The organism is Terrabacter sp. Soil811 (assembly GCF_001429655.1).
Taxonomy (GTDB): Bacteria; Actinomycetota; Actinomycetes; order Actinomycetales; family Dermatophilaceae; genus Terrabacter.
The window spans coordinates 219,650-241,281 of record NZ_LMSX01000001.1 but is presented as its reverse complement, the minus strand read 5'-3'; the positions used below and the strand labels follow the sequence as shown (position 1 = coordinate 241,281).

19 protein-coding genes are annotated in these 21,632 nt (G+C 71.8%); 10 read left to right on the top strand and 9 right to left on the bottom strand.

The genetic code is table 11. The features are described from left to right. Positions 1-17 precede the first annotated feature (17 nt). Positions 18-314, top strand: a complete 297-nt coding sequence (locus ASH01_RS01090; RefSeq protein ID WP_020142870.1) for a MoaD/ThiS family protein — start codon at positions 18-20, stop codon at positions 312-314. Here the strand turns inward: ASH01_RS01090 and ASH01_RS01085 are convergent. Beyond that, positions 303-1,688: a sensor histidine kinase gene (locus ASH01_RS01085; RefSeq protein ID WP_082619327.1), complete on the bottom strand. Its 1,386-nt coding sequence runs from the start codon at positions 1,686-1,688 to the stop codon at positions 303-305. The two genes, ASH01_RS01090 and ASH01_RS01085, sit on opposite strands and share 12 nt — an antisense overlap. Beyond that, positions 1,678-2,331 carry a response regulator transcription factor gene (locus ASH01_RS01080; protein WP_056770308.1) on the bottom strand — a complete coding sequence of 218 codons (654 nt, stop codon included), beginning with the start codon at positions 2,329-2,331 and terminating at the stop codon, positions 1,678-1,680. Before ASH01_RS01080 ends, ASH01_RS01085 begins: the two co-directional genes overlap by 11 nt. Before the next feature lie 187 nt (positions 2,332-2,518). Between ASH01_RS01080 and ASH01_RS01075 the strand changes: the two genes are divergently transcribed. Further along, positions 2,519-3,565, top strand: coding sequence for an AfsR/SARP family transcriptional regulator (locus ASH01_RS01075; RefSeq protein WP_082619326.1), 1,047 nt, complete (start codon positions 2,519-2,521; stop codon positions 3,563-3,565). On the opposite strand, the gene lepB is transcribed toward ASH01_RS01075, so the two are convergent. The 3 genes from lepB to ASH01_RS01060 all read right to left on the bottom strand — a co-directional run bounded on the left by lepB (position 3,543) and on the right by ASH01_RS01060 (position 6,375). Further along, positions 3,543-4,109 carry a signal peptidase I gene (gene lepB / locus ASH01_RS01070; protein ID WP_162263854.1) on the bottom strand — a complete coding sequence of 189 codons (567 nt, stop codon included), beginning with the start codon at positions 4,107-4,109 and terminating at the stop codon, positions 3,543-3,545. The genes ASH01_RS01075 and lepB overlap by 23 nt on opposite strands. Positions 4,110-4,192: 83 nt before the next feature. Next, positions 4,193-4,807, bottom strand: a complete 615-nt coding sequence (locus ASH01_RS01065; RefSeq protein ID WP_056770302.1) for a hypothetical protein — start codon at positions 4,805-4,807, stop codon at positions 4,193-4,195. Then, entirely contained in the window at positions 4,804-6,375 is a 1,572-nt protein-coding gene (locus ASH01_RS01060) for a multicopper oxidase family protein (RefSeq protein WP_056770299.1), read from the bottom strand. The genes ASH01_RS01065 and ASH01_RS01060 overlap by 4 nt, the downstream gene beginning before the upstream one ends. A gap of 171 nt (positions 6,376-6,546) precedes the next feature. Here ASH01_RS01060 and ASH01_RS01055 point away from each other — a divergent pair, with 171 nt between their 5' ends. Next, the gene (locus ASH01_RS01055; RefSeq protein ID WP_056770296.1) at positions 6,547-8,682 is read left to right on the top strand and encodes a PKD domain-containing protein; all 2,136 of its coding nucleotides are present in this window, start codon (positions 6,547-6,549) and stop codon (positions 8,680-8,682) included. Positions 8,683-8,802: 120 nt separating this feature from the next. Here ASH01_RS01055 and ASH01_RS01050 read toward each other — a convergent pair whose 3' ends face one another. Then, the gene (locus tag ASH01_RS01050) at positions 8,803-9,423 is read right to left on the bottom strand and encodes a TetR/AcrR family transcriptional regulator (RefSeq protein WP_056770293.1); all 621 of its coding nucleotides are present in this window, start codon (positions 9,421-9,423) and stop codon (positions 8,803-8,805) included. 57 nt (positions 9,424-9,480) lie between these two features. Here ASH01_RS01050 and ASH01_RS01045 point away from each other — a divergent pair, with 57 nt between their 5' ends. The 5 genes from ASH01_RS01045 (at position 9,481) to ASH01_RS01025 (ending at position 16,097) form a co-directional block, all read left to right on the top strand. After that, positions 9,481-10,359 (top strand): hypothetical protein, encoded by an 879-nt coding sequence (locus ASH01_RS01045; RefSeq protein ID WP_056770289.1) that lies wholly within the window; start codon positions 9,481-9,483, stop codon positions 10,357-10,359. Then, entirely contained in the window at positions 10,356-12,419 is a 2,064-nt protein-coding gene (locus tag ASH01_RS01040; RefSeq protein ID WP_056770284.1) for a YhgE/Pip domain-containing protein, read from the top strand. Before ASH01_RS01045 ends, ASH01_RS01040 begins: the two co-directional genes overlap by 4 nt. Before the next feature lie 46 nt (positions 12,420-12,465). Next, positions 12,466-12,999 carry a SixA phosphatase family protein gene (locus tag ASH01_RS01035; protein WP_235509490.1) on the top strand — a complete coding sequence of 178 codons (534 nt, stop codon included), beginning with the start codon at positions 12,466-12,468 and terminating at the stop codon, positions 12,997-12,999. 79 nt (positions 13,000-13,078) lie between these two features. Continuing rightward, positions 13,079-14,779 (top strand): dihydroxy-acid dehydratase, encoded by a 1,701-nt coding sequence (gene ilvD, locus ASH01_RS01030; RefSeq protein WP_056770279.1) that lies wholly within the window; start codon positions 13,079-13,081, stop codon positions 14,777-14,779. Positions 14,780-14,903: 124 nt separating this feature from the next. Beyond that, positions 14,904-16,097, top strand: a complete 1,194-nt coding sequence (locus ASH01_RS01025; RefSeq protein ID WP_082619324.1) for a DDE-type integrase/transposase/recombinase — start codon at positions 14,904-14,906, stop codon at positions 16,095-16,097. 120 nt (positions 16,098-16,217) lie between these two features. Here ASH01_RS01025 and ASH01_RS01020 read toward each other — a convergent pair whose 3' ends face one another. Continuing rightward, positions 16,218-17,054, bottom strand: coding sequence for a helix-turn-helix transcriptional regulator (locus tag ASH01_RS01020; RefSeq protein WP_056770271.1), 837 nt, complete (start codon positions 17,052-17,054; stop codon positions 16,218-16,220). Positions 17,055-17,181: 127 nt separating this feature from the next. On the opposite strand from ASH01_RS01020, the gene ASH01_RS01015 reads away from it, so the two are divergent. Then, a complete protein-coding gene (locus ASH01_RS01015; protein WP_056770267.1) occupies positions 17,182-18,000 on the top strand; it encodes a phytanoyl-CoA dioxygenase family protein in 819 nt (272 codons plus the stop codon). 22 nt (positions 18,001-18,022) lie between these two features. Here ASH01_RS01015 and ASH01_RS01010 read toward each other — a convergent pair whose 3' ends face one another. Beyond that, positions 18,023-18,478 (bottom strand): SRPBCC family protein, encoded by a 456-nt coding sequence (locus tag ASH01_RS01010; protein WP_082619323.1) that lies wholly within the window; start codon positions 18,476-18,478, stop codon positions 18,023-18,025. Positions 18,479-18,487: 9 nt separating this feature from the next. After that, on the bottom strand, positions 18,488-19,438 hold the full coding sequence (locus tag ASH01_RS01005) for a GNAT family N-acetyltransferase (RefSeq protein WP_056770264.1): 951 nt from the start codon (positions 19,436-19,438) through the stop codon (positions 18,488-18,490). A gap of 324 nt (positions 19,439-19,762) precedes the next feature. Between ASH01_RS01005 and ASH01_RS01000 the strand changes: the two genes are divergently transcribed. Further along, the gene (locus tag ASH01_RS01000) at positions 19,763-21,631 is read left to right on the top strand and encodes an acetolactate synthase large subunit (protein ID WP_056770261.1); all 1,869 of its coding nucleotides are present in this window, start codon (positions 19,763-19,765) and stop codon (positions 21,629-21,631) included. The last annotated feature ends 1 nt before the right edge of the window (position 21,632 follow it).

Genomic DNA, 21,632 nt, shown 5'->3' with positions numbered 1-21,632 from the left:
CACGCAAGGGATTCCGTATGCCGTCCGCCCCCGTCCGCGTCATCCTCCCCGGCATGCTCCGCGACCTCGTGGGTGGCGTCGCCGAGATCGAGGTCGAGTCGCCGTCCGAGTCGCAGACCGTGGCCGAGCTGCTCGACCGGGCGTTCTCCGGTCATCGCATCCTCGACGGGAAGGTGCGTGACGAGCGCGGCCAGATCCGGCGGCACGTCAAGGTCTTCGTCAACGGCGAGGACGCCACGCGCGGCGAGGGCATCGGCGCACCGGTGCCGGCCGGAGCCCGGGTCCACATCATCAACGCCGTCTCAGGAGGCTGACGGCACCCCGGACATCGGCCCGAGCACGGGGAAGTCGGCCCGCAGCACCGCCCCGCCCGGGGTCTCGCGGCTCAGTGTCAGGTCGCCACCCAGTGACCGCAGGGTGTCGCGCAGCAGCCGGAGCCCGAGGTGCCCTCGGTTCGAACCGGACGGAGGCTCGTCAACCGTGGCCGAGGGCCCCACGCCGTCGTCGCGCACCTCGACGACGACGCGCTCGCCACGGAGGGCGGCCGACACCGCCACGGTCGAGGCGTCCGCGTGCTTGTCGACGTTGCGCAGCCCTTCGCGCACGACCCGGAAGGTCAGCTGGGCGACGGCGAGCGAGTCGTCGAGCCGGGGGTCCACCGAGACGTCGACGTCGGTTCCATGGCGGCGCTGCCGGTCCGCCAGCTCCTCGACGGCAGCCACGAGGCCCCCGCTGCGCAGGTCCGCCGGGTAGACGTCGGTGAGCAGCTCGCGCGCCCCCGTGGCGCTGCGTGCGAGGTCGGCCGTCGCCTGCTCGAGCAGGTGCCGCTCTGCGGTCGCCTCCTCCGGCAGGGCGGCCGCGACGGTCGGCAACGCGTACCCGAGCCCCACGATGTCCTGCACGAGTCCGTCGTGGAGGTCCTGCGAGAGGCGTCGGCGCTCGAGGTCCGAGGCCGACAGCGCGTGGGCCATCATCTCCTCCCGCTCGGCGAGGCCGCGGTCGACGCGGCGGGCGAGGGACAGCGCGAGCGGGAGCAGGGCGAGGGCGAGCAGCAGGAGCGAGACGAGGCCCAGCGTGGTGAACTGCCAGCGGATGTCGGCGACGTCGTGCTGGATGCGCTCGGTGGGCCAGTAGGCCTCGAAGACGAGGGGATGGCCGTCGGCGGCGCGGAAGCCGACGTAGACCTCGATGAGCTCCTCATGGGACTGCTCGGCGGCGTTCTCGGGCTTGTCGAGGTCTGACAGCTCCGCGGTCGCGCCGGTGCCCCCGAAGAGGGCTGCGACGTCGGGTTCGAGCTCGTACGTCCTGCCGGTCATGCCCGCCTCGTCGGTCCACAGCACGAGCCCGTCGGCGGTCCAGATCTTCATGTGGGCGATGGACCCGTCGGCCATCCGTGCCCGCATGAGGCGCTCGAGGGGTGCCATGGCCTCGGGCCGTCCGGCCCGCACCCCCTCGTCGACGAGCGGTGCCACGACCGAGTTGGCGAACGCGACGCTGCGCACGTCGGCCTCGTGGAGGGAGAGGGACTCGGCCAGGGGTTTGGACAACAACAGCGTGCCCGAGGCGACGACGAGCAGCACCGCCACGCTCCAGACCACGAACCGGGTCACGGCGCTGCGCACGACGGTCGACCGGCCGGGTGGGAGCGGCCCTCGGCTCGCCCTGCCGGAGGCGAGGTCAGATCTCATCGTCGAGCCGGATCAGCTTGCGCCGCAGAGCGATCATGACGGCCTCGAGCTGGCTGTGCGCGTCGAGCTTGACGAGGATGTTCTTGATGTAGCCGCGGCAGGTGAGCACCGAGATGCCGAGCGTGCGGGCGATGGCCGTGGGGTCCCGCCCCTGGGCGAGCAGGGCCAGGACCTGCTGCTCCCGAGAGGTCAGCAGCTCCGGGGTGCCCTGTCTGCCGGACCCGTTGCCGACGAGCGCCCGCAGCAGCACCGGGTGCACGGCGAAGGTCCCGCGACTGGCCTCGCGCACCGCTTGGATCAGCTCGGCGAGCGGGCCGCCCTTGGGCAGCAGGGCCGAGGCTCCGGCCTCGGCGGCGCGGGCCAGCAACGCGTGGGTGACGTGGGCGGTGAGGACGACCACGCGCACCTGCGGGTGCGCATCGGTGACGCGGCGGGTCAGCTCGATGCCGTCACCGTCGTCGAGGTGCACGTCCATGACGATCGCGTCGGGGCGCGCACGGTCGATGATCGCGAGCGCGTCGACGACGCCGCCCGCGGTGCCGACGCTCTCCATGTCCGGCTGGGCTGACACGGCGAGCGACAGGGCGTCGGCGACAGTTCGGTGGTCGTCGACGACCAGCACACGCATCATCTCGGACGACATCGAGCCCCCTCGTCGTCAGGACAGTGCGCTCCCCGGCGCACCGCTCCGCGCACCAGTATCACGGCTGGAGGCCTCGCGTGCGGAGAAACGGCCCTCGAAAAGTGGGGGTCGGGGCACCCGCCGCTGGGTGGTCCGGCGTCATCCGGCGGCGCCCACCATGGGAGGAGTTCTGCAAGGGGGGATCCGGATGAACGGAACTGCTGGGCTTCGCGTACGCCTGTGTGGGGGACTCGTCGTGGGAGACGGGGACCTCGCCCTCGGCCCGCGCGACGTCGGAGGGGCCAAGGCGCGTCAGGTGCTCATGGCGCTGCTGTTCGAGGCCGGTGCGGGTGTCTCGAAGGGACGTCTCATCGAGTTCCTCTGGGGTGGAAGACCGCCCGCCGGTGCACTCGGCACGCTGGAGGCCTACGTCAGTGTGCTCCGGAAACGGCTCGCGATGGTGTTCCCGGGCGGGACGCCGGTCGTCACGGTCCCGGGCGGCTACCGCTGGGACGTGGACCGGGCGCCCGTCGACGTCGTCGAGTTCACCCGCCTCGTCGCCGCCGCACGCGCGGTCGACGTGTCCGGGACCGATGCGCTGGAGGCGTATGCCGCTGCCCTCGCCCTCGTCGAACGTCCTCTGGCGCCGGTGGACGGCGACCTGCCCTGGCTCGAGGAGCACGTCTCCGGTCACCACTCTCGGGTGCTGCGCGTGCTCACCGACGCCGCGCGCCTCGCGCTGGACGAGGGCGACCCGTCCCGGGCCGAGACCTGGGCCCGGGACGCGATCGAGCGCGACCTGCTCGTCGAGGCGGCTTGGCAGGTGCTGCTCGAGTCGCTGGAGCGCCAGGGACGCCAGGCCGAGGCGATGCGGGAGTACGAGACCTGTCGCTCGGTCTTCGCCGACGAGCTGGGCTGCGACCCGGGACCGGGACTGCGCACGGTCTTCACGCGTCTGCTCGCGGCGACCTCGTCCGACGACGACGGGCTGCGCGACCTCGTCGACGCCGTCGTGCGCCTGCACGTGCGGCTGCTCGCCCACGGGGCTGACGGTCGCGGGGCGGGCCGGCTGCCCTCCGCGCACGCGGCCGGAGGTCGTGGGGCCGGGGGCATGGCACAGCCCGAGGCGCTCGCCTCCCTCGAGGAGGACTGCCGGCGGCTCCGGTCGCTGCTCCGCGCCGCACGCGAAACGGTGCCGTCGGGTCTCCCGGGTGGCCGACCGGCCGACGACGTCAGGAGAGCGGCCACGGCGTGACGACGCGTCCATCGAGCTCGTCGAGGAGCACGGGCCCGAGGACCCGGGAGTCCACCGAGCGGGAGCGGTCGTCGCCCATGACGAAGACGGCACCTGCGGGCACGGCGACGGGGCCGAACCACACACTGTCCATCGACTCCTCGTCGACCCACGGCTCGGTCTCCGGCACGCCGTCGACGACGAGCCGCCCGTCCTCGAGGCCGACCACGTCGCCGCCGACCGCGACGACGCGCTTGACCCACGACGTGCCGGTGGGCACCTGAGCGCCGGCGTTCGTCGTGGACGCCGCCCGCTCGGCCCACCCCGGGCCGACGACGACCACGTCGCCGCGGGACACGGTCCCCGCCCACGGCGTGCGGAGCAGGATCACGTGGTCGCCCGCCGACAGCGTCGGGCTCATCGAGTCGGAGGTGACACGGACCGGCTCGACCACCCAGTGCGACCCGACGGCGAGACCGACGGCGAGCACGGCGAGTGTCCGGCGCGCGCGGCGCGAGCCGTGGTGGAGGCCACGACCCCGACGACCCGCGAACGGCGACTGCACGTGCGGCGTCCGAGGGGAGCGCACGGTCCCGGCTGCCGACGCGCCATCCCCTGGCGGTCGTCCCGACGCGGACATCGGCAGGCTCACGTGAACCGGGCCACGGCCCAGACGATCCAGCCACAGACGCCCACCGCGAGCAGCAGGTTGGTGACGGAACGGCGCTGGGCGGGGGCCATCAGGCCGACGAGGAGGGCCAGCGCCGCGAACTCGGCGGTGACGCAGACGGCATCGAGCAGCCCCAGGGCCTCGACGGTCGAACCGCCCTCGGACCCCGGGATGACCGGCATCCCGTTGCCGTGGCCGCCGGGCACGAGCAGGGGACCGTGGTGCCCGCCACCGGACACGGCCGCACCCTCGCTGTGGAAGGGCAGTCCTGCGGTGCGGGACACGACGTAGAGGGCGATGAGGCCGGCCGTCGAGAGCACCGCCGCGGGCAGGACCCGCCTCGCGGTGCCGCGCCACAGCGCCTGGCCCAACCACAGCTGGGCGGTGGCGACGACCGCGAAGAAGACACCGGCCGGTGCCCACTCGTCGACGTGCTCCGGCGTCACGACCACGTGGACGAGCCCGGCCACCCCGAGGAGGGTGCCGGCCGCGCGGGCCTCGGCCGACGGCGTACGCCAGCGGTGTGCCGGCTGCGGCGTGCCCTCGTCGTCGACCGCGGCACCGGGAAGGCCCTCGCGGGCCGTCGCGGTCACAGCTCACCATCCTCGGGCAGCGACCTGCACGGATCACTCATCGGGTCGGTCGACTCCCCGGCCACGACCTCGAACTGGCTCATCATGTCGTGGTCCTCGTGGACGAGGTTGTGGCAGTGGATCATGTACTTGCCCCGCCCCTCGAAGCGCATGACGACCCGCACCGTCTCGTTCTCGCCGACGTAGACGACGTCCTTGGGCCCGAGCTCGTGGGCCATCGGCGCCGCGCCGTTGCGGTCGAGCACGCGGAAGTCCACGAGGTGGATGTGGACCGGGTGGAACCAGCCGCCCGACGAGTTGCGGATCTCCCACACCTCGACGTCCCCCTCTGCGGGGTTTGCCTCGACGAGCGCGAACCGGCTGCGCACGACGTCGTCCCACGTGTGGCCGTTGATCGTCCACTGGCTGTTCTTGCGCACGAGGTCGAGCCTTCGGGTGCGCACGGCGTCAGCAGCGGTGAGCGCCATGACCGGGTTGGTCGGGTTGAGCTGGTCGGGAACGGCGTTGTCGGCCGGGTCGAAGTCGTCGCCGACGACGTCGAAGGCCATGACCTTGTTCGTGTTGTCGTAGTCGATGTTGTTCTTCGGGCTCGAGTTGCCGAGCACGACCCGCCGGCCCACGGGGTAGCGGCTGAAGTCGACGACGACCTCGTAGCGTTCAGCCATGCCCTGCCGGAAGCTCCTGACCCGCTGGGGTGCCGGCATCAGGCCCCCGTCCGTCGCGATGACGACGAACGGGTCGCCGGAGTCGAGCGACCACTGGTAGGACCGTGAGATCGAGGCGTTGAGCAGCCGGAAGCGGTAGCGCCGCCGCTTGACCTTCATGACCGGCCACGGCACCCCGTTGACGAGGACGACGTCGCCGAACATCCCGGACTCGTCGTGGTTGTCGAAGTAGAGCTGCCCGTCCGTCGCGAACATCGCGTCGCTGACGACCAACGGGACGTCGAACTCGCCGTGCGGAATCGGCAGCGACTGCTCGAGCGGGTCCGTGAGGTGGTACTGCGCTGCCAGGCCCATGAGGACGTTCTCCGCCGTGTGGTGCAGGCCGTGGTCGTGGTACCAGAGCGTCCGGGCCGTCGGGGTGTTCGGGTAGACGTAGTCCTTGTACTGACCCGGGTTCGTGATGTCACTGGCGTACCCGTCGTACTCCGGGGCCGACGGTGACCCGTGCAGGTGCACCGAGGTCCACGGCGTGTAGCGCAGGAGCGGGTGGGTCGCCGGCAGGTTGTTGACCTGGCGCATGACGGTGCGGCGGCCCTGCGCGACCTTGACCGTCGGCCCGGGCACGCTGCCGTTGTAGCCCCACAGTGGCGTCTTGAGGCCCGGGACGACGTCGGCCATGACCGGCTTCATGTAGACCTTGTAGTAGTCGGTCGTGCTGTCGACCCGGCTGGGCTGGAGCACGGGCGGCACCCGGAAGGGCAGCGTGAACGGCTTCGGCAGCCTGCTGGTCGCGAGCCGGCTCTGCGTGCTCGAGCCCGCCCGGACGGTGCGCTCCAGCGGCAGGGCCAGAGCGGCGCCACCCACGACGCCCAGCTTCATCAGGTCACGACGCGACAGTGACATGGTTCCTCCTCGATCGACTCCAACTCCCTCTAGGACAGCGGGGCGACCTTGGGATCTCCTTGTGGGTCGGGGGAGCCCGTGCCCAAGGTTTCCGCAAGGCCGCGCGCGGAGCCTGACGGGAACGCCCGTACCGGGCGCCCGTCACCGGACCTACGCGTGAGAAGGCAAGTCATGAGACGTCCAACCGCAGCGGCGCTCGCCGCAGTCATCGGCCTCCCGGTCGTCATCGGTGTCAGCGCATCCGCCGCCGTCGTCGGCGGTACGCCCGGACCGGGCCTGGCGGCCGTCGGTCCCGTGAGCGCGACCAACGGCTACCCCACCTGGTACAAGGACAAGAACGGGCTGCGGCTCGAGCTGTGCGTCGCCGCAGCCGACCCGCTCTGTCCCGCTCGAGGCGACCTTCCCGACGAGACGGCGCCCGTCGCCTTCCCTGACAACTACCCCGACGAGGCGTTCTACTCGCTGACCGGCGCCCAGGTCGACACGGCGAGCGCCGGCGTCGCGCGCCTCGACATGGCCCTCGAAGGAGCGTTCTCCGCCGGGCCGGTCGTCGACGGCGAGCAGGTCGTCTTCGCGCGGATGCGGCTCAAGATGACCAACGTCCGCAACGACACCGACTACACGTTCACGACACCCGTGGGGACGAAGACCCTCAAGGCCAACCGCGACGGGCTGATCTTCGACACCGAGGACATCGGCATCGGTGCGCCGGGCGACTTCTCCGGCGCCCTCGGCGGCCGCATCGGGCCGTTCCTGACGTGGGACACGTTCGGCACGCGGACGGACCCCGCTCTCAAGGGCGACACCTACGTCGGCGACGGCATCACCGACCACCGGATCAAGGGCAGCCCCTACGGCACGAACGTCTTCCGGATCCAGGGGCCGGGCGTCAACCCGTCCGCGACGACCGACGCGTGCCCGACGGTGACCGGGCCCGTGGCCGACTGCATCGAGACGGACCTCTTCACCGTCCAGGGGAAGGTCGCGACGACCTCCGGCGTGTCGGCCGACGCCGCGACCTACGCCCGCTCGTCCGGGGGTGCCTCGCTCGTCGACGTCTTCGCCTCGTCGGAGCCGGGGGAGCTGCAGGCCATCGAGGTGGGCGACGCCTCGAGCGTCGTCGGCTTCGCCACCACAGCCCTGACCGGGGGCGACGGGAGGTACTTCGCCCGGGTCGCCGCCGACGGGCTGCCGAGCCGAGTCCAGGTCTCGAACGTCGGCGACGTGCCGCCGTCACGCAAGACCATCGCCGTCGTCGACCGGGTGTCGGGCACCGCCGTCTTCGATGCGGGCCGGCGCGTGCTGTCGGTCGGGGCCAGCTCGAGCGACACGTTCGCCGACCCGACGCTCACCGCCGTCGGTCTCGGTGACCTCGTCGGCGGCACGCTGGTCGTCGACCCCCTCGTGGCGCCGCCCGTCACGGTCACGGTCACCTCCGCCGCCGGTGGCGCCGTCACGATCCCGGTGACGGTGACCGGCCCCGCCACGGACCCGATCCCGGTCAGGGCCCAAGCCGGACCTGACCAGACGGTCCAGCCGGGACAGGTCGTCACACTCGACGGGTCCACGTCCCGCGGCACGATCCTGTCGTACGCGTGGGAGAGCCCCACAGGAATCTCCCTGACCTCGCCGAACAGCGCCGTTGCGTCCTTCACCGCCCCTGACGCTCCCGGCGACTACGAGCTCGCCCTCGTCGTGACGGGACCCGGGGGCACGAGCGACCGGGCCACGGCCACCGTCACGGTCACGCCGCCGGTGACGGTCGTCATCGCGAGCGCCGGGTCCGACCAGACGGTGCGGCGCGGGACCGTCGTGACCCTCGACGGTGGGGCGTCACAGGGAGCCGCGACCTATGCCTGGGCGCAGGTGGCCGGCCCCACGAGGCCGACGGTGACCCTCTCCGGCGCCACGTCCGCCCGACCGACGTTCACGTTCCCGCTCTTCCACGCCTCGGACGGCAACGCGGGCCCGCTGACGTTCCGGCTCACGGTGCGCGATGCCACCGGGGCCCTCACGTCCACGGACGACGTGGTGGTGACGCCCACCTCCGACACCGTCGTCGTGACGACGGCGCGCTTCAAGGGCCAGTGGCGCATCGACGGCACGAGCAGCGTCGTGGCGGGACAGCGGGTCACGGCGCACCTGGGTGGACTCGCCGGGGCGGTCATCGGATCAGCGGTCGTCGACGCGGCCGGCGGGTTCTCGATCCGGCCCGCCACCGGACCCGTCGCGACCCAGGGCGCCACGGTCGTCGTCGAGTCGGAGCTGGGCGGTGTCTCCACCCCGTTCACCGTGCGGCTGAACTGACCCCTCCCCGGGGTGGGCGCAGATACCTCCGGCCGTCCACCCCCGAGGTGGCCCCCTCCTTGCGGAGGGGGCCACCGTCGTGAGTGCTGGCTCGGGTCGCCCGCCTCGGTCGCGCCCTCGTCAGCGACCGACGCCGAGGAGGATGGGCAGGACGGTGCGCTCGAGCTCTCCGACCGCGAGAGAGCGCGGTTCGACGAGCCGCTGGGTCATCGAGCCCTGGGCGAGCGCGATCGCGACGCGGACGAAGAGGTCGGTGGGGATCGGGAGGGTGAGTCCCTGGCGCGACACCGCCTCGTCGACGACGGACACCAGCTCGTCGCGGACCCGACGCTGCTGGGCAGCCCAGGTGCGTCGCGCGTCGGCATCGCGGATGGCGTGCAGGGTGAACTCGGTCGTGAGCACGAGCCAGCGCTCTCTGCTGTCGTCGGCGAGCGCCGCGAAGACGTCGCGGAGCACCTCGTCGGCGCTCGCGTGCTCGCGTTTGCTTGCACGGCGGATCCGGTCGACGAGCGCCTCCGAGTGGCGTCGGGAGAGCTCGACGACGAGGTCGTCCTTGGAACTGAAGTTGGAGTAGAAGGCGCCTCGCGTGAAGCCGGCGCGTTCGCTGATGTCCTCGACCGTGGCGCCGTGGAACCCGCGCTCGGCGAAGACCTCGCTCGCGGCCTCGAGGACACGGTCGCGGGTGGCCTGGCGACGCGCGCTGATGCGCGGAGCGGTGGACGGGGCTGTGGCGGACGGCATGCGTCAAGGATACAACCTCGAATTGAATACAACCTCGTATCGGAGCATACTCGTCGGGTGACCACTCCCAGCCCAGGCCGACCCACGGACCCCGACCAGCGCACCGTCGTCGTCGACGACGTCAGCGTCGCCGGCACGCACGAGCCCTTCGTCGAGCACGTGAGCTTCACGGCCCCGGCGGGTGTCGTCACGTTCGTCCCGACCGACCCGGGCATTCCCCAGGTCGCGCTCGCCCTCGCCATCGGAGGCCGGGTCGCCCTGCTGCGTGGGCGGGTCAGCATCGGCGGGGTCCCGGAGCGAGCCGAGCTGCAGCTGCGCACGCGGCTCGTCGACGTCGCTGACGTGACGGCCCCCGAGGACTCCCTGGCGGTGCGGGCCGTCGTGCAGGAGGAGCTCGCCCTCGCCGAGCGTCCTGCCTCCCGCTCGGCTGTCGCCACCTTCCTGTCCGAGCACGACCTCGCCGACCGCTCCGGGGTGCCCTGGGAACAGCTGCCCGCAGGGGTGCGCACGAGCCTGCTGCTCGAGCTCGGCGCCCTCCACCCCCACGTACGCGTCCTCGTCCTCGCCGGTGCCGAGCGGCACGGCGGGGACCACGCGGTCTGGCTCGAGACCTGCCACCGGCTGGCCCGGGAGGGCTTCGCCGTCATCGTCCTGACGACGGCTGCCCTGGCATCCACGCTGCCTCCCGACGAGGTCGAGGCCGAGCCCGCGCCGCAGCCGGCGCTCGCGTCCACATCGCAGCCCGAGCCGGAAACCGAGTCAGAGCCCCAGCCGGAGCCCGAGCCAGAGCCCCAGCCGGAGCCCGAGCCGGCGCCCGAGCCCGAGACCGAGCCGGAGACCGAGCCGGAGACCGAGCCGGAGACCGAGCCGGGGCCGGAGACCGCTCCCGACCCGCAGGACACCACCGCAACCACCCCGAAGGAGCCCTCGGCATGAACCCCGTCCGCCTCGCGGTCGCCGAGCTGCGCCGCCTCACGAGCTCGCGCCTGGCCCGGCTCGCCCTGGCTGCCCTCGTCCTCATCCCCACGCTCTACGGCGGTCTCTACCTCTACGCCAACCACGACCCCTACGGCGGCTTCCCGCAGGTGCCGGCGGCCGTCGTGAGCGACGACACCGGCACCACCCTCAGCACGGGGGAGAAGCTGCAGGTCGGCGGGCGGGTCGCCGACCAGCTCGTCGACTCGAGGTCCTTCGACTGGCACCGGGTCTCGCACGACGAGGCGATGCGCGGTGTCGACGACGGGACCTACGCCTTCGCCGTCATCCTGCCCCGGACGTTCTCGGCCGACCTGGCGTCGACCGCCGAGTTCCGGCCGCGACAGGCCACGGTCGTGCTCGAGACGAACGACGCCAACAACTACATGACCTCGACCATCGGCAACCAGGTCATCAAGCAGGTGACGGCATCGGTCGCGAGCGAGGTGAGCCGGACCGCGGCCAGCAAGCTGCTCCTCGGCTTCAGCGACGTCCACGACCAGCTCGTCAAGGCCGCCGACGGCTCCGAGCAGCTGCGGGCCGGGGCGGTCAAGGCCGACGACGGCGCGAGGAGGCTGGCGAGCGGGGCCCGCACCCTGGCGACCGGTCTCGACGACCTCGCCTCCGGGGCCAGGCGCCTCGACACCGGTGTCGGCCAGGCGGCCTCCGGCGCCGACAGCCTCGAGGCGGGCGCCGGCCAGCTCGCCTCCGGCCTGTCCACGCTGCAGTCCCGCACCGCCAACCTGCCGGCCCAGACCGCGCGGCTCGCCGACGGCGCCGAGCAGGTCGCCGCCGGCAACCGGACCATCGCCTCCTACGGCACCAAGGCCGCGACCGCGTCGACCCAGCTCAAGAGCCGGATCGCCGCCGACCGGTCGAGCTTCCTGTCGGCCCTGCGCGTCCAGGGGCTCACCGACGCCCAGCTCGCCGTCGTCGAGTCGCGGCTCGACGTCGTCGACGGCTACGTCGACACGGCCGACAGCACGATCCAGTCGGCCTCCGGCAGCCTGACCCGCCTCTCCAAGGGCGCCGACCAGGTCGCGACCGGCGCCCGGACGCTCGCCTCGGCGACGCCGGCGCTGACGAGTGGCATCGCCCAAGCCCACTCCGGCGCCGTCCAGGTCCGCGACGGCGCGAGCGCGCTCGCCACCGGTCTCGACCAGCTCAAGACGGGCTCGAGCGCGCTCGCGTCCGGCGCGACGAAGGCCTCCACCGGCGCCGACCAGCTCTCGTCGGGCGCGAGCTCCCTCGCCTCCGGCCTCGACTCGCTCGTCAAGGGCGCCACCGACCTGCACGCCGGTCTCGTCAAGGGCCGTGACGCCGTGCCCGACCCTTCCGACGCCCAGCGCAAGGCGATGGCCCAGACGATCGGCAACCCCGTCGGGGTCTCGTCCGACTCCCTCTCGTCGGCGGGCTCCTACGGTGCCGGGCTCGCGCCGTTCTTCATGAGCCTCGCGCTCTGGATCGGCGCCTACGTCCTCTTCCTGTTCGTCCGGCCCCTGTCGACGCGTGCCCTCGCGACGAGCCAGCGCTCGGTCCGCACCGCCGTCGGTGGCTGGCTCGCGCCGGCGCTCGTCGGCGTCCTCCAGGCCGCGGCGCTCGTGCTCGTCGTCGGGAGGGGCGTCGACATCCGGATCGCGCACCCGGTGCTCGCCTTCCTCTTCCTCGTCTTCGTGTCCATGACGTTCGTCGCGATCCTGCACGCCCTCGCCGCGCGGCTCGGCGCCGTCGGGAAGTTCCTCGGCCTCGTCTTCATGGTCGTCCAGCTCGTCAGCGCGGGCGGCACGTTCCCCTGGCAGACGTTGCCCGCGCCGCTCCAGGCCATCCACCACGTCGTCCCGATGACGTACGCGATCGACGGGCTCCGCCGGCTCATGTACGGCGCCGACCTCGGTCCGGTGCCGGGCAGCATCGCGGTGCTCGCGGCATACCTCGTCGGTGCCCTCGCCGTGTCGACGGTCGCCGCCCGGCGCTCGCGGATGTGGACGCCGTCGCGGATCAAGCCCGAGCTGAGCCTCTGAGCGGTCCGGGCTGACAACGCGGCCGGTCCGGAGCATGCTCGGAGTCATGAGCAGCGCCGCGAGAGAGAAGACCCTCATCCTCATGCGTCACGCCAAGGCCGAGGAGGGGCCGGGCAAGGTCGACCACGACCGCGAGCTGGCGGCCCGTGGTCGACGGGACGCCAAGGCTGCGGGGAAGTGGCTCCATGCCGAAGGCCTCGTGCCCGACCTCGTCATCTGCTCGACGGCGCAGCGCACGCGGCAGACGTGGGAGGAGGCGTGCCGCGGTGGCGCGCACACGGAGTTCGTCGAGTTCCGGCGCAGCGTCTACCTCGGCGGCTCCGAGCAGACGCTCGAGACGGTGCGCGAGGACGCCGGTGACACCTCGACCGTCCTCGTCGTCGGCCACAACCCGACGATGGCGCAGCTGACGAGTCTGCTCACCGACGGCGAGGGCTCGCGCGAGGCGCACGAGGCCCTCGGCGAGGGCTTCGTCACGAGTGGGCTCGCGGTCCTGCGCTACGCGGGGGACTGGGCCGACCTCGACCTCGGCACGTGCGAGCTGGCGCGCTTCCACGTCAGCCGCGGTCACGACGACTGACCGGCCGACGCCCGCTCGGCACGGGCTCAGGCTGTGAGATGCGGTGTCCACCCAGCGGACACGGTTCTATGCTGCTCGCATGACGCAGACGCCTGACATCAAGCCCCGCAGCCGCGACGTCACCGACGGTCTCGAGAAGACCGCCGCGCGGGGGATGCTCCGGGCCGTGGGCCTCGGCGACGACGACTGGGTCAAGCCGCAGATCGGCGTCGCGAGCTCGTGGAACGAGATCACGCCGTGCAACCTGTCGCTCGACCGGCTCGCCAAGGCGGTCAAGGACGGCGTGCACGCCGGTGGTGGCTACCCGCTCGAGTTCGGCACGATCTCCGTCTCCGACGGCATCTCGATGGGCCACGAGGGCATGCACTTCAGCCTCGTCTCCCGCGAGATCATCGCCGACTCCGTCGAGACGGTCATGAATGCCGAGCGCCTCGACGGGTCAGTGCTGCTCGCGGGTTGCGACAAGTCGCTCCCGGGCATGCTCATGGCTGCAGCCCGTCTCGACCTCGCGTCGGTCTTCCTCTACGCCGGCACGATTTTGCCGGGCATCGCCAAGCTCTCCGACGGCACCGAGAAGGAGGTCACGATCATCGACGCCTTCGAGGCCGTCGGTGCGTGCAACGCCGGGAAGATGTCGCTCGAGGACGTCGACGCGATCGAGCGCGCCATCTGCCCGGGGGAGGGCGCCTGCGGCGGCTTCTACACCGCCAACACGATGGCCGCCGTGGCCGAGGCCATCGGCATGTCGATCCCCGGCTCGGCCGCGCCGCCCGCCACCGACCGGCGCCGCGACATGTACGCCCGCAAGTCGGGCGAGGCCGTCGTCGAGCTGCTCCGCAAGGGCATCACCGCGCGCGACATCATGACGAAGCCGGCCTTCGAGAACGCCATCGCCGTCGTCATGGCCTTCGGCGGCTCGACCAACGCCGTGCTCCACCTGCTGGCCATCGCGCACGAAGCCGAGGTGGACCTGACGATCGAGGACTTCCGGCGCATCGGTGCGAAGGTGCCGCACCTGGCCGACGTCAAGCCGTTCGGCAGCTTCGTCATGAAGGACATCGACCACATCGGCGGCATCCCCGTCGTCATGAAGACGCTGCTCGAGGCCGGGCTGCTCGACGGCGACTGCCTCACGGTGACGGGCAAGACGATGGCCGAGAACCTCGACGACATCAACCCGCCGCACATCGACGGCCGGGTCATCCGCGAGATGGCGACGCCGATCCACCAGACCGGTGGCCTGACGATCCTCACCGGCTCGCTGGCGCCCGAGGGCGCCGTCGTGAAGTCGGCCGGCTTCGACGAGTCCGTCTTCGAGGGCACCGCCCGCGTCTTCGACGGCGAGCGCGCCGCGATGGACGCCGTCGAGCAGGGCTCGCTGCAGAAGAACGACGTCGTCGTCATCCGCTACGAGGGCCCCAAGGGTGGTCCCGGGATGCGCGAGATGCTCGCCGTCACGGGCGCCATCAAGGGCGCGGGCCTGGGCAAGGACGTCCTCCTGCTCACCGACGGTCGCTTCTCCGGCGGCACGACCGGCCTCTGCGTCGGCCACGTCGCCCCCGAGGCCGTCGACGACGGGCCCATCGCCTTCGTGCACGACGGCGACACGATCCGCCTCGACGTCGCCAACGGCACGCTCGACGTGCTCGTCGACGAGGACGAGATGGAGCGTCGCCGAGCTGAAGGCGTCACGCACCCCGAGCCGAAGTACACCCGCGGTGTGCTCGCGAAGTACCGCAAGCTCGTCGGCAGCGCCAGCCGCGGCGCCGTCTGCGGCTGACCCTCGCTCGGGTTCGAGGTGATGGCGACGCCCGGCTGGGTGTTGTCTTTTGAAGGGACATCCCTGACAGCGGTGTGAAGGGACATCCCTGACAGTCGTCTGGTCTGCGGTCCATGGTGGCTGCATGGCTGGCGGGGAGATCTCGATGGAAGTTCGGTTGGCAATGGCTGCCCACGCGGTGCTGCGGGATGCCGGTGGTGCAACGGTGACGGCCGTGTGCAAAGAACTGGGCATCTCCCGGGAGCGGTACTACGCCTACCGGAAGCGGATGGCCAAGGACGGGATCGAGGGATTGCTGCCCCGGTCGCGTCGACCGGTCCGGTCCCCGACCGCTACCTCACCTGAGGTGTTGCAGGCGATCCTGGACGAGCACGACCGGCTCCTGGACCAGGGCTGGGACGCCGGAGCCCAGTCAGTGCACGACTGGCTGCTCGGCGCAGGGGCCGCCGTGCCCTCGGCTCGGACCTGTCACAAGATCCTGGCCGCTCACGGGCGGACCACTGCGACCCCGACCAAGCGGCCCAAGTCCAGCTACCGTCGGTTCGAAGCGATGAAACCCAACGGGGTGTGGCAGCTGGACGGTCACGTGACCGACCTGGCCGCAGGCAGAGCGGTCGTGCTGCGCTTCCAGGACGATCACTCCCGGGCGATCATGGCCTCCCGGGCTGCAACCAGCGAGAACGCGACCGACACGTGGGCGTGCCTGGTCGCGGGCATCAACCGCTACGGCAAGCCCGCCGTCGTGCAGTGCGACAACTCGACCGCGTTCACCGCCCGACTGGTCAAGGGCGGCGGCTACACCGAGTTCGAGGCCCGACTGCACCGGATCGGGGTCGCGATGGTCAACTCCAGCCCGGGCCGGCCTCGCACCAACGGCAAGAAGGAACGCGAGTGGCAGACCTTGGAACGATGGCTGGCGGCGCGCCCTCGAGCCAAGGACCTGCCGCAGCTGCAACGTCTGCTGGAGGTCTATGACGTCGTGTTCACCACGCAGCGACCCCACCAAGGCATCGGCGGGGTCCCACCCTCAGCGCGCTATACCGCCAGCCCGAAAGCCGAACCGGACCCCGACCAGCTCAAGCCGCGACAGTTCCTGCACACGATCACCCTGCCCCGCACCGGATACTTCGAGCTGCCTGGCGCCCGGATAGCGTTCGGGACCGCTTGGGCAGGCGCCAAGATCGACTACCTCATCGACCTCGACCACGCTGTCCTGTTCCACGACGACCAGCTCATCGCGCATGTGCGGCTGGACCCCGAAACCCGCATCGACCACCACCCCGGCAGCCGGACCTACCACCGAGTCACCAAACCCTGACTGTCACGCATGTCCCTTCATCCTTGACAGGGATGTCCCTTCACAGGACAACGCCCGGCTGGGTGTCGCCATCACCTCGACCCAGGCTGGGCGGTCGATGGCGTATGCCGTCTGGCCGGGTCAGCGTTCCGCGTCGCGGAAGGCGCGGGGCGTCATCCCGGTGCGCTCGCGGAACCGGCGGATGAGGTGCCGCTCGTCGCTGAATCCGGTTGCCGCAGCGATGTCCCGGACGCCGAGCCCGGTGTGCACGAGCAGGTCGGTCGCAGCCTCGAGCCGTCGTGAGGCGCGGTGGGCGTAGGGGCTCGTGCCGGTCTCGGACCGGAACCGTCGGCGCCACGTCTCGTAGGCCATCCCGACCTCCGCGGCCACGGACGGCAGGTCCAGCGACTCGGCGAGGTCGCGGTCGAGCAGCTCGAGGGACCGATCGAGCCAGCCGAGCCCCGCGGGTCCGCGAGGATCCCTGCCCGCACCTGCGGTCGCGATCGCCTCGAGCAGGGCCGTGAGCAGGTCGAGGGCCTCGGCGTCCCGGCCCGCGACGGTCGTCGGGCGGGTCCGCTCGCCGAAGGCCGCGAACCGGTGGCGCCACCTGGCGACCGGCAGACCGTGCACGAGGGGGTGGTCGGGCGTGAGCGCACCACGTCGCCGGGCCAGCTCGAACGCGACCCCGTCGAAGACGACGAAGACCTCGTCCCAGCCGTCGCGGTCGGCGCCGTACCAGTGCGGAAGGCCGGGGTGCACGACGACGAGGGAGCCCGCGCCGAGGGACTCGTCGCGCCCCGCGTCGCGGTAGCGGCCCGTGCCCGCGGTGACGAAGGTCAGGCCCCACGTCGGGTGTCGCCGGGTCGTCCCCACCGGTAGGCCGCTGCCGCCGGTGAGGCGTCCGGCCACGAGCACCTCGCCGAGTCGGCCCGACGGCACGCGTCGAGCGCTCTCGCCGTGCGCCGGCCGCTCGTCCATGAGGTCATCGAACCAGATCGTTCCCCTGTGACCACGACGTTCCGGGTCGGGTCCGAGTACGACTGGTGTGCTGGGACCTGCGACGACCGCTCGGGTCGTTCACGATCCACGGAGGACGAGCCACCACATGCCCACCGACCTGCTGCCCGCGCTCACCACGGCATACCCCGTGTCAGACGTCGACGTCGCGGCCTACCGCTCGAACGGCCACGTGCGCCTGGCCCAGGTGGCCACGCAGGAGGAGGTGGCGGCGTACCGCGTGCCCGTCGCGGCGGCCGTCGAGCGCCTCAGCACCGAGACCCGGCCCCTCGCCGAGCGCGACAGCTACGGCATGGCGTTCCTCCAGGTGATGAACCTCTGGCGGCACGACGAGGACGTGGCGCGCTTCGTCATGGCCTCCCGCTTCGCCGACGTGGCGGCCCACCTGCTCGGCGTCCCCCGGGTGCGGCTCTACCACGACCAGGCGCTCTTCAAGGAGCCCGGCGGGGGCTACACGCCGTGGCACCAGGACGCGATGTACTGGCCGCTGGACGGCTCCCGGTGCCTGACCATGTGGATGCCGCTCGTCGACATCCCCCCCGCCCACGGCGGGCTCGCCTTCGCCTCCGGCAGCCACGTCGACGGGCCGCTCAGCGACATCGGCATCTCCGACGCGTCGGAGGAGCACTTCGACCGGCTGCTCACGGAGCGCGGCCTCGTCGTCGACGAACCGGTCGCGATGCGTGCCGGCGACGCGTCCTTCCACTCGGGCTGGACGGTGCACAAGGCCCTCGGCAACTCCTCGGACCGGATGCGCGAGGTCATGACCGTCATCTGGTTCGCCGACGGACTGACGGTGCTCGAACCGGCCAACTCGGCGCAGGCCGACGACCTCACCTCATGGCTGCCCGGGCTCGCACCGGGCGACGTCGCGGCCTCGGACGCGAACCCTGCGCTGCCCCGCTGACCCGGGACGCGTCGCCGCGAGGCTAGGAGCCCTCGCCGGGTGTCGGCGACTCCGTCAGCTCCGGCGACTCGGCGCGCGCCTTGAGACCCGCGGCCTCCATCGCGAGGTAGCGGTCGGTGAGCGAACGGTAACCACGCCCGACGACCGAGCCGAGCACGCCCGACTGGGTGATCGAGAGCGTCGCCCGGCACGTGCCGCGGCCCGTCGCCTCGACGCCGTGGCGACCCGTCGTCAACGTGCCGGGACCGCTCGCCTCCCACGTGAAGTCATGCCCCTCGGTGAGGCCGGTGACGGTCCAGGCCGTCGTCGGGATCCGCGGCTGGTCGATGCGGGCCCGCGCCCCGACCCGCAGCCCGTCGTCGAGCAGCGTCACCGACCGCACCGACGCGGTCCACTCGGGCCAGCGCTCGACGTCGCGCATCACGGCCCAGACGCGGGCAACCGGCGCGTCGATGTCGATGCTCGTGTGCTGCTCCACGGCGTCTCCTCAGGCTGGTGCGGCCCCCGGGTCCGGTGCCACGTCGGCCGCCCAGTGGCGCCACACCGACGTGACCTGCATGCCGACCTTCTCATAGAGACCGAGGGCGCCGGTGCGGGAATCGGTCGACAGCTCGGACCGCTCGCCGCCGTGCGTGCGGGCGACCTCGAAGGCGTCGACGAGCAGCGCCCTGGCCAGACCCCTGCCGCGCTCGTCGCGGCGCACCGCGAGCTTGTCGACGTAGGCGCAGCCGCTCGACACGACGACGAAGGCCATGCCGACGACGGTGTCGGACGCGTCGACCATGAGCCGCAGCTGCCACGGTTCGTAGCCCGGTCGTCGCGAGACGGTGGCCGTCCACTCCTCGAAGGTCGAGCGCTCGCGTTCGGACCACTCGAGGAAGGCGTCCTCGTTGACCGTCCACGTCGCGCGGAGGTCGTCCTCGTCGCGCGGCTCGCGGACGGCATACCCCTCCGGGACGGGCTGTGGCTCGATCGCCTGCCCGGCCGGCAGCTCGAGCACCCACGACGTCCACAGGGTGCGATAGCCGAGAGCCGAGAGGAGGCGCTCACCGGCCGAGTCGCCGGGCACCGGCTGGCCGACGACGGTGCCGCCGTCACGCGCGCCGACGGCTCGCGTCCAGCGAGACAGGGCCGTCCCCAGGCCCAGACCGCGGTGGGTCGGTGCGACGGCCGCGTCGGCCCAGCGACCCTTGTAGACCTCCGCGTACGCGACGAGCCGGTCTCCGTCGAGCACGCCCACGGACTGCGTGGCGAGGTCGAAGGCGGGACGCTGCCAGTCGCCGACGATGTCGGCCTCCTCGATGAGCACCTCTCCGACGTCGTGCAGCTCGCAGGCCGCCATGAGGGCGGTGACGGCAGCCGCGTCGTCCCGCGACAGCGGTCGGTCGGCGAGGTGGGCCGCAGCAGGCGGCAGCTGGAGGGGCACGGCGCTCGTCATGCCGGTCAGTGTCCCGAGCCGGTCGCGCCGGCGACAACCGACTTTCGCGGACCGGGGACAGCGCCGGCGCCCCGACCGCCGGCGTGACAGTGGGTGAGATCACGAGGTCACATGTTGAGACGCCCGAGATGGTCGATTGACACCGCTGGGGCTTGGTAGGACGGTTGTCACGTGGCCCGACTCCTCGTACTTCCCTAGCGCGCCGACCAGCTCGAACGGTCAGCGCGCCCCCTTCCGTCCCACCGCGGGACCGAAGGGTTTTTTTGTGGCTGGAGTCAGCCCGAACCGGCATCACCACGCAGTGCTCGAGACAAGGAAGAGATCGTGAGCGACACGACGAAGCAGGCGCCCTCGCCCGCCGACGTGGCCTCCCTGGCCCGTCCCCGACCCGCGGCGGAGGCCAAGCCCGTCGAGCCCGTCGGGCCCGTCACGCCGGCCCGTGAGGTCACCGGGGCGCAGGCGCTCGTACTCTCCCTCGAGGCCATCGGCTGCGACACCGTCTTCGGCATCCCCGGCGGCGCGATCCTGCCCGCCTACGACCCGATGCTCGACTCCAAGAAGGTCCGTCACATCCTCGTGCGCCACGAGCAGGGTGCCGGCCACGCGGCCGAGGGGTATGCGTCGGCGACCGGCAAGGTCGGCGTCTGCATGGCGACGTCGGGCCCCGGCGCGACGAACCTCGTGACGCCGCTCGCCGACGCGCACATGGACTCCGTGCCCATCGTCGCGATCACCGGTCAGGTCGCGAGCGCCGCCATCGGTACGGACGCCTTCCAGGAGGCCGACATCCGCGGCATCACGATGCCGATCACGAAGCACAACTACCTCGTGACCGACCCGGCGAAGATCCCGCAGGCGATCGCTGAGGCGTTCCACGTCGCGAGCACGGGCCGGCCGGGTCCGGTCCTCGTCGACATCAGCAAGGACGCGCTCCAGGCGACGACGACCTTCAGCTGGCCGCCGCAGATCGACCTGCCGGGCTACCGCCCGGTGCTCCGTCCGCACGGCAAGCAGATCCGCGAGGCGTCGCGCCTCATGGCTGCGGCCAAGCGGCCCGTCCTCTACGTCGGGGGCGGTGTCGTGCGAGCCCGCGCGAGCGAGGCGCTGCGCCGGCTCGTCGAGCTGACCGGCATCCCCGTCGTCACGACCCTCATGGCGCGTGGCACGGTGCCCGACAGCGAGCCGCTCAACCTCGGCATGCCCGGCATGCACGGCACGGTCGCCGCGGTGACGGGCCTGCAGAAGTCCGACCTGCTCATCACGCTCGGCGCGCGTTTCGACGACCGGGTCACCGGCCAGCTCTCGACGTTCGCCCCGCACGCCAAGGTGATCCACGCCGACATCGACCCCGCCGAGATCTCCAAGAACCGCATCGCCGACGTGCCGATCGTCGGTGACGTGGGCGAGGTCATCAAGGACCTCATCGAGCAGATCACGCTCGACCGGGCGACGGCGGGCGACGACACCGACGCCTGGGACTACGCCGAGTGGCGCGAGCGCGTCGCCGACTGGAAGCGGACCTTCCCCCTCGGCTGGACCGACAGTGAGGACGGCACGCTCTCGCCGCAGTACGTCATCGAGCGCATCGGGGCCCTCACCGGACCGGAGGCGACCTACGTCGCGGGTGTCGGCCAGCACCAGATGTGGGCCGCGCAGTTCGTCAAGTACGAACGCCCCAACGCGTGGATCAACTCCGGTGGCCTCGGCACGATGGGCTTCTCGGTCCCGGCAGCCATGGGCGCCAAGGTCGCCGAGCCCGAGCGCACGGTCTGGGCCATCGACGGTGACGGCTGTTTCCAGATGACGAACCAGGAGCTCGCCACCTGCGTCATCAACAACATCCCGATCAAGGTCGCGATCATCAACAACAGCTCGCTCGGCATGGTCCGCCAGTGGCAGACGCTCTTCTACAACGAGCGCTACTCCAACACCGACCTGCAGCCGACGACCCAGAGGGTGCCCGACTTCGTCAAGCTCGCCGACGCGTACGGCTGCCTCGGCCTGCGGGCCGAGACGCCCGAGGAGGTCGACGCCGTCATCAAGCTGGCGCTCGAGACCAACGACCGCCCGGTCGTCATCGACTTCATCGTGCACCGCGACGCCATGGTGTGGCCGATGGTGCCGGCCGGCGTCAGCAACGACATGATCCAGGCCGCACGCCACGAGGCGCCGGTCTGGGAGCGGGAGGACTGAG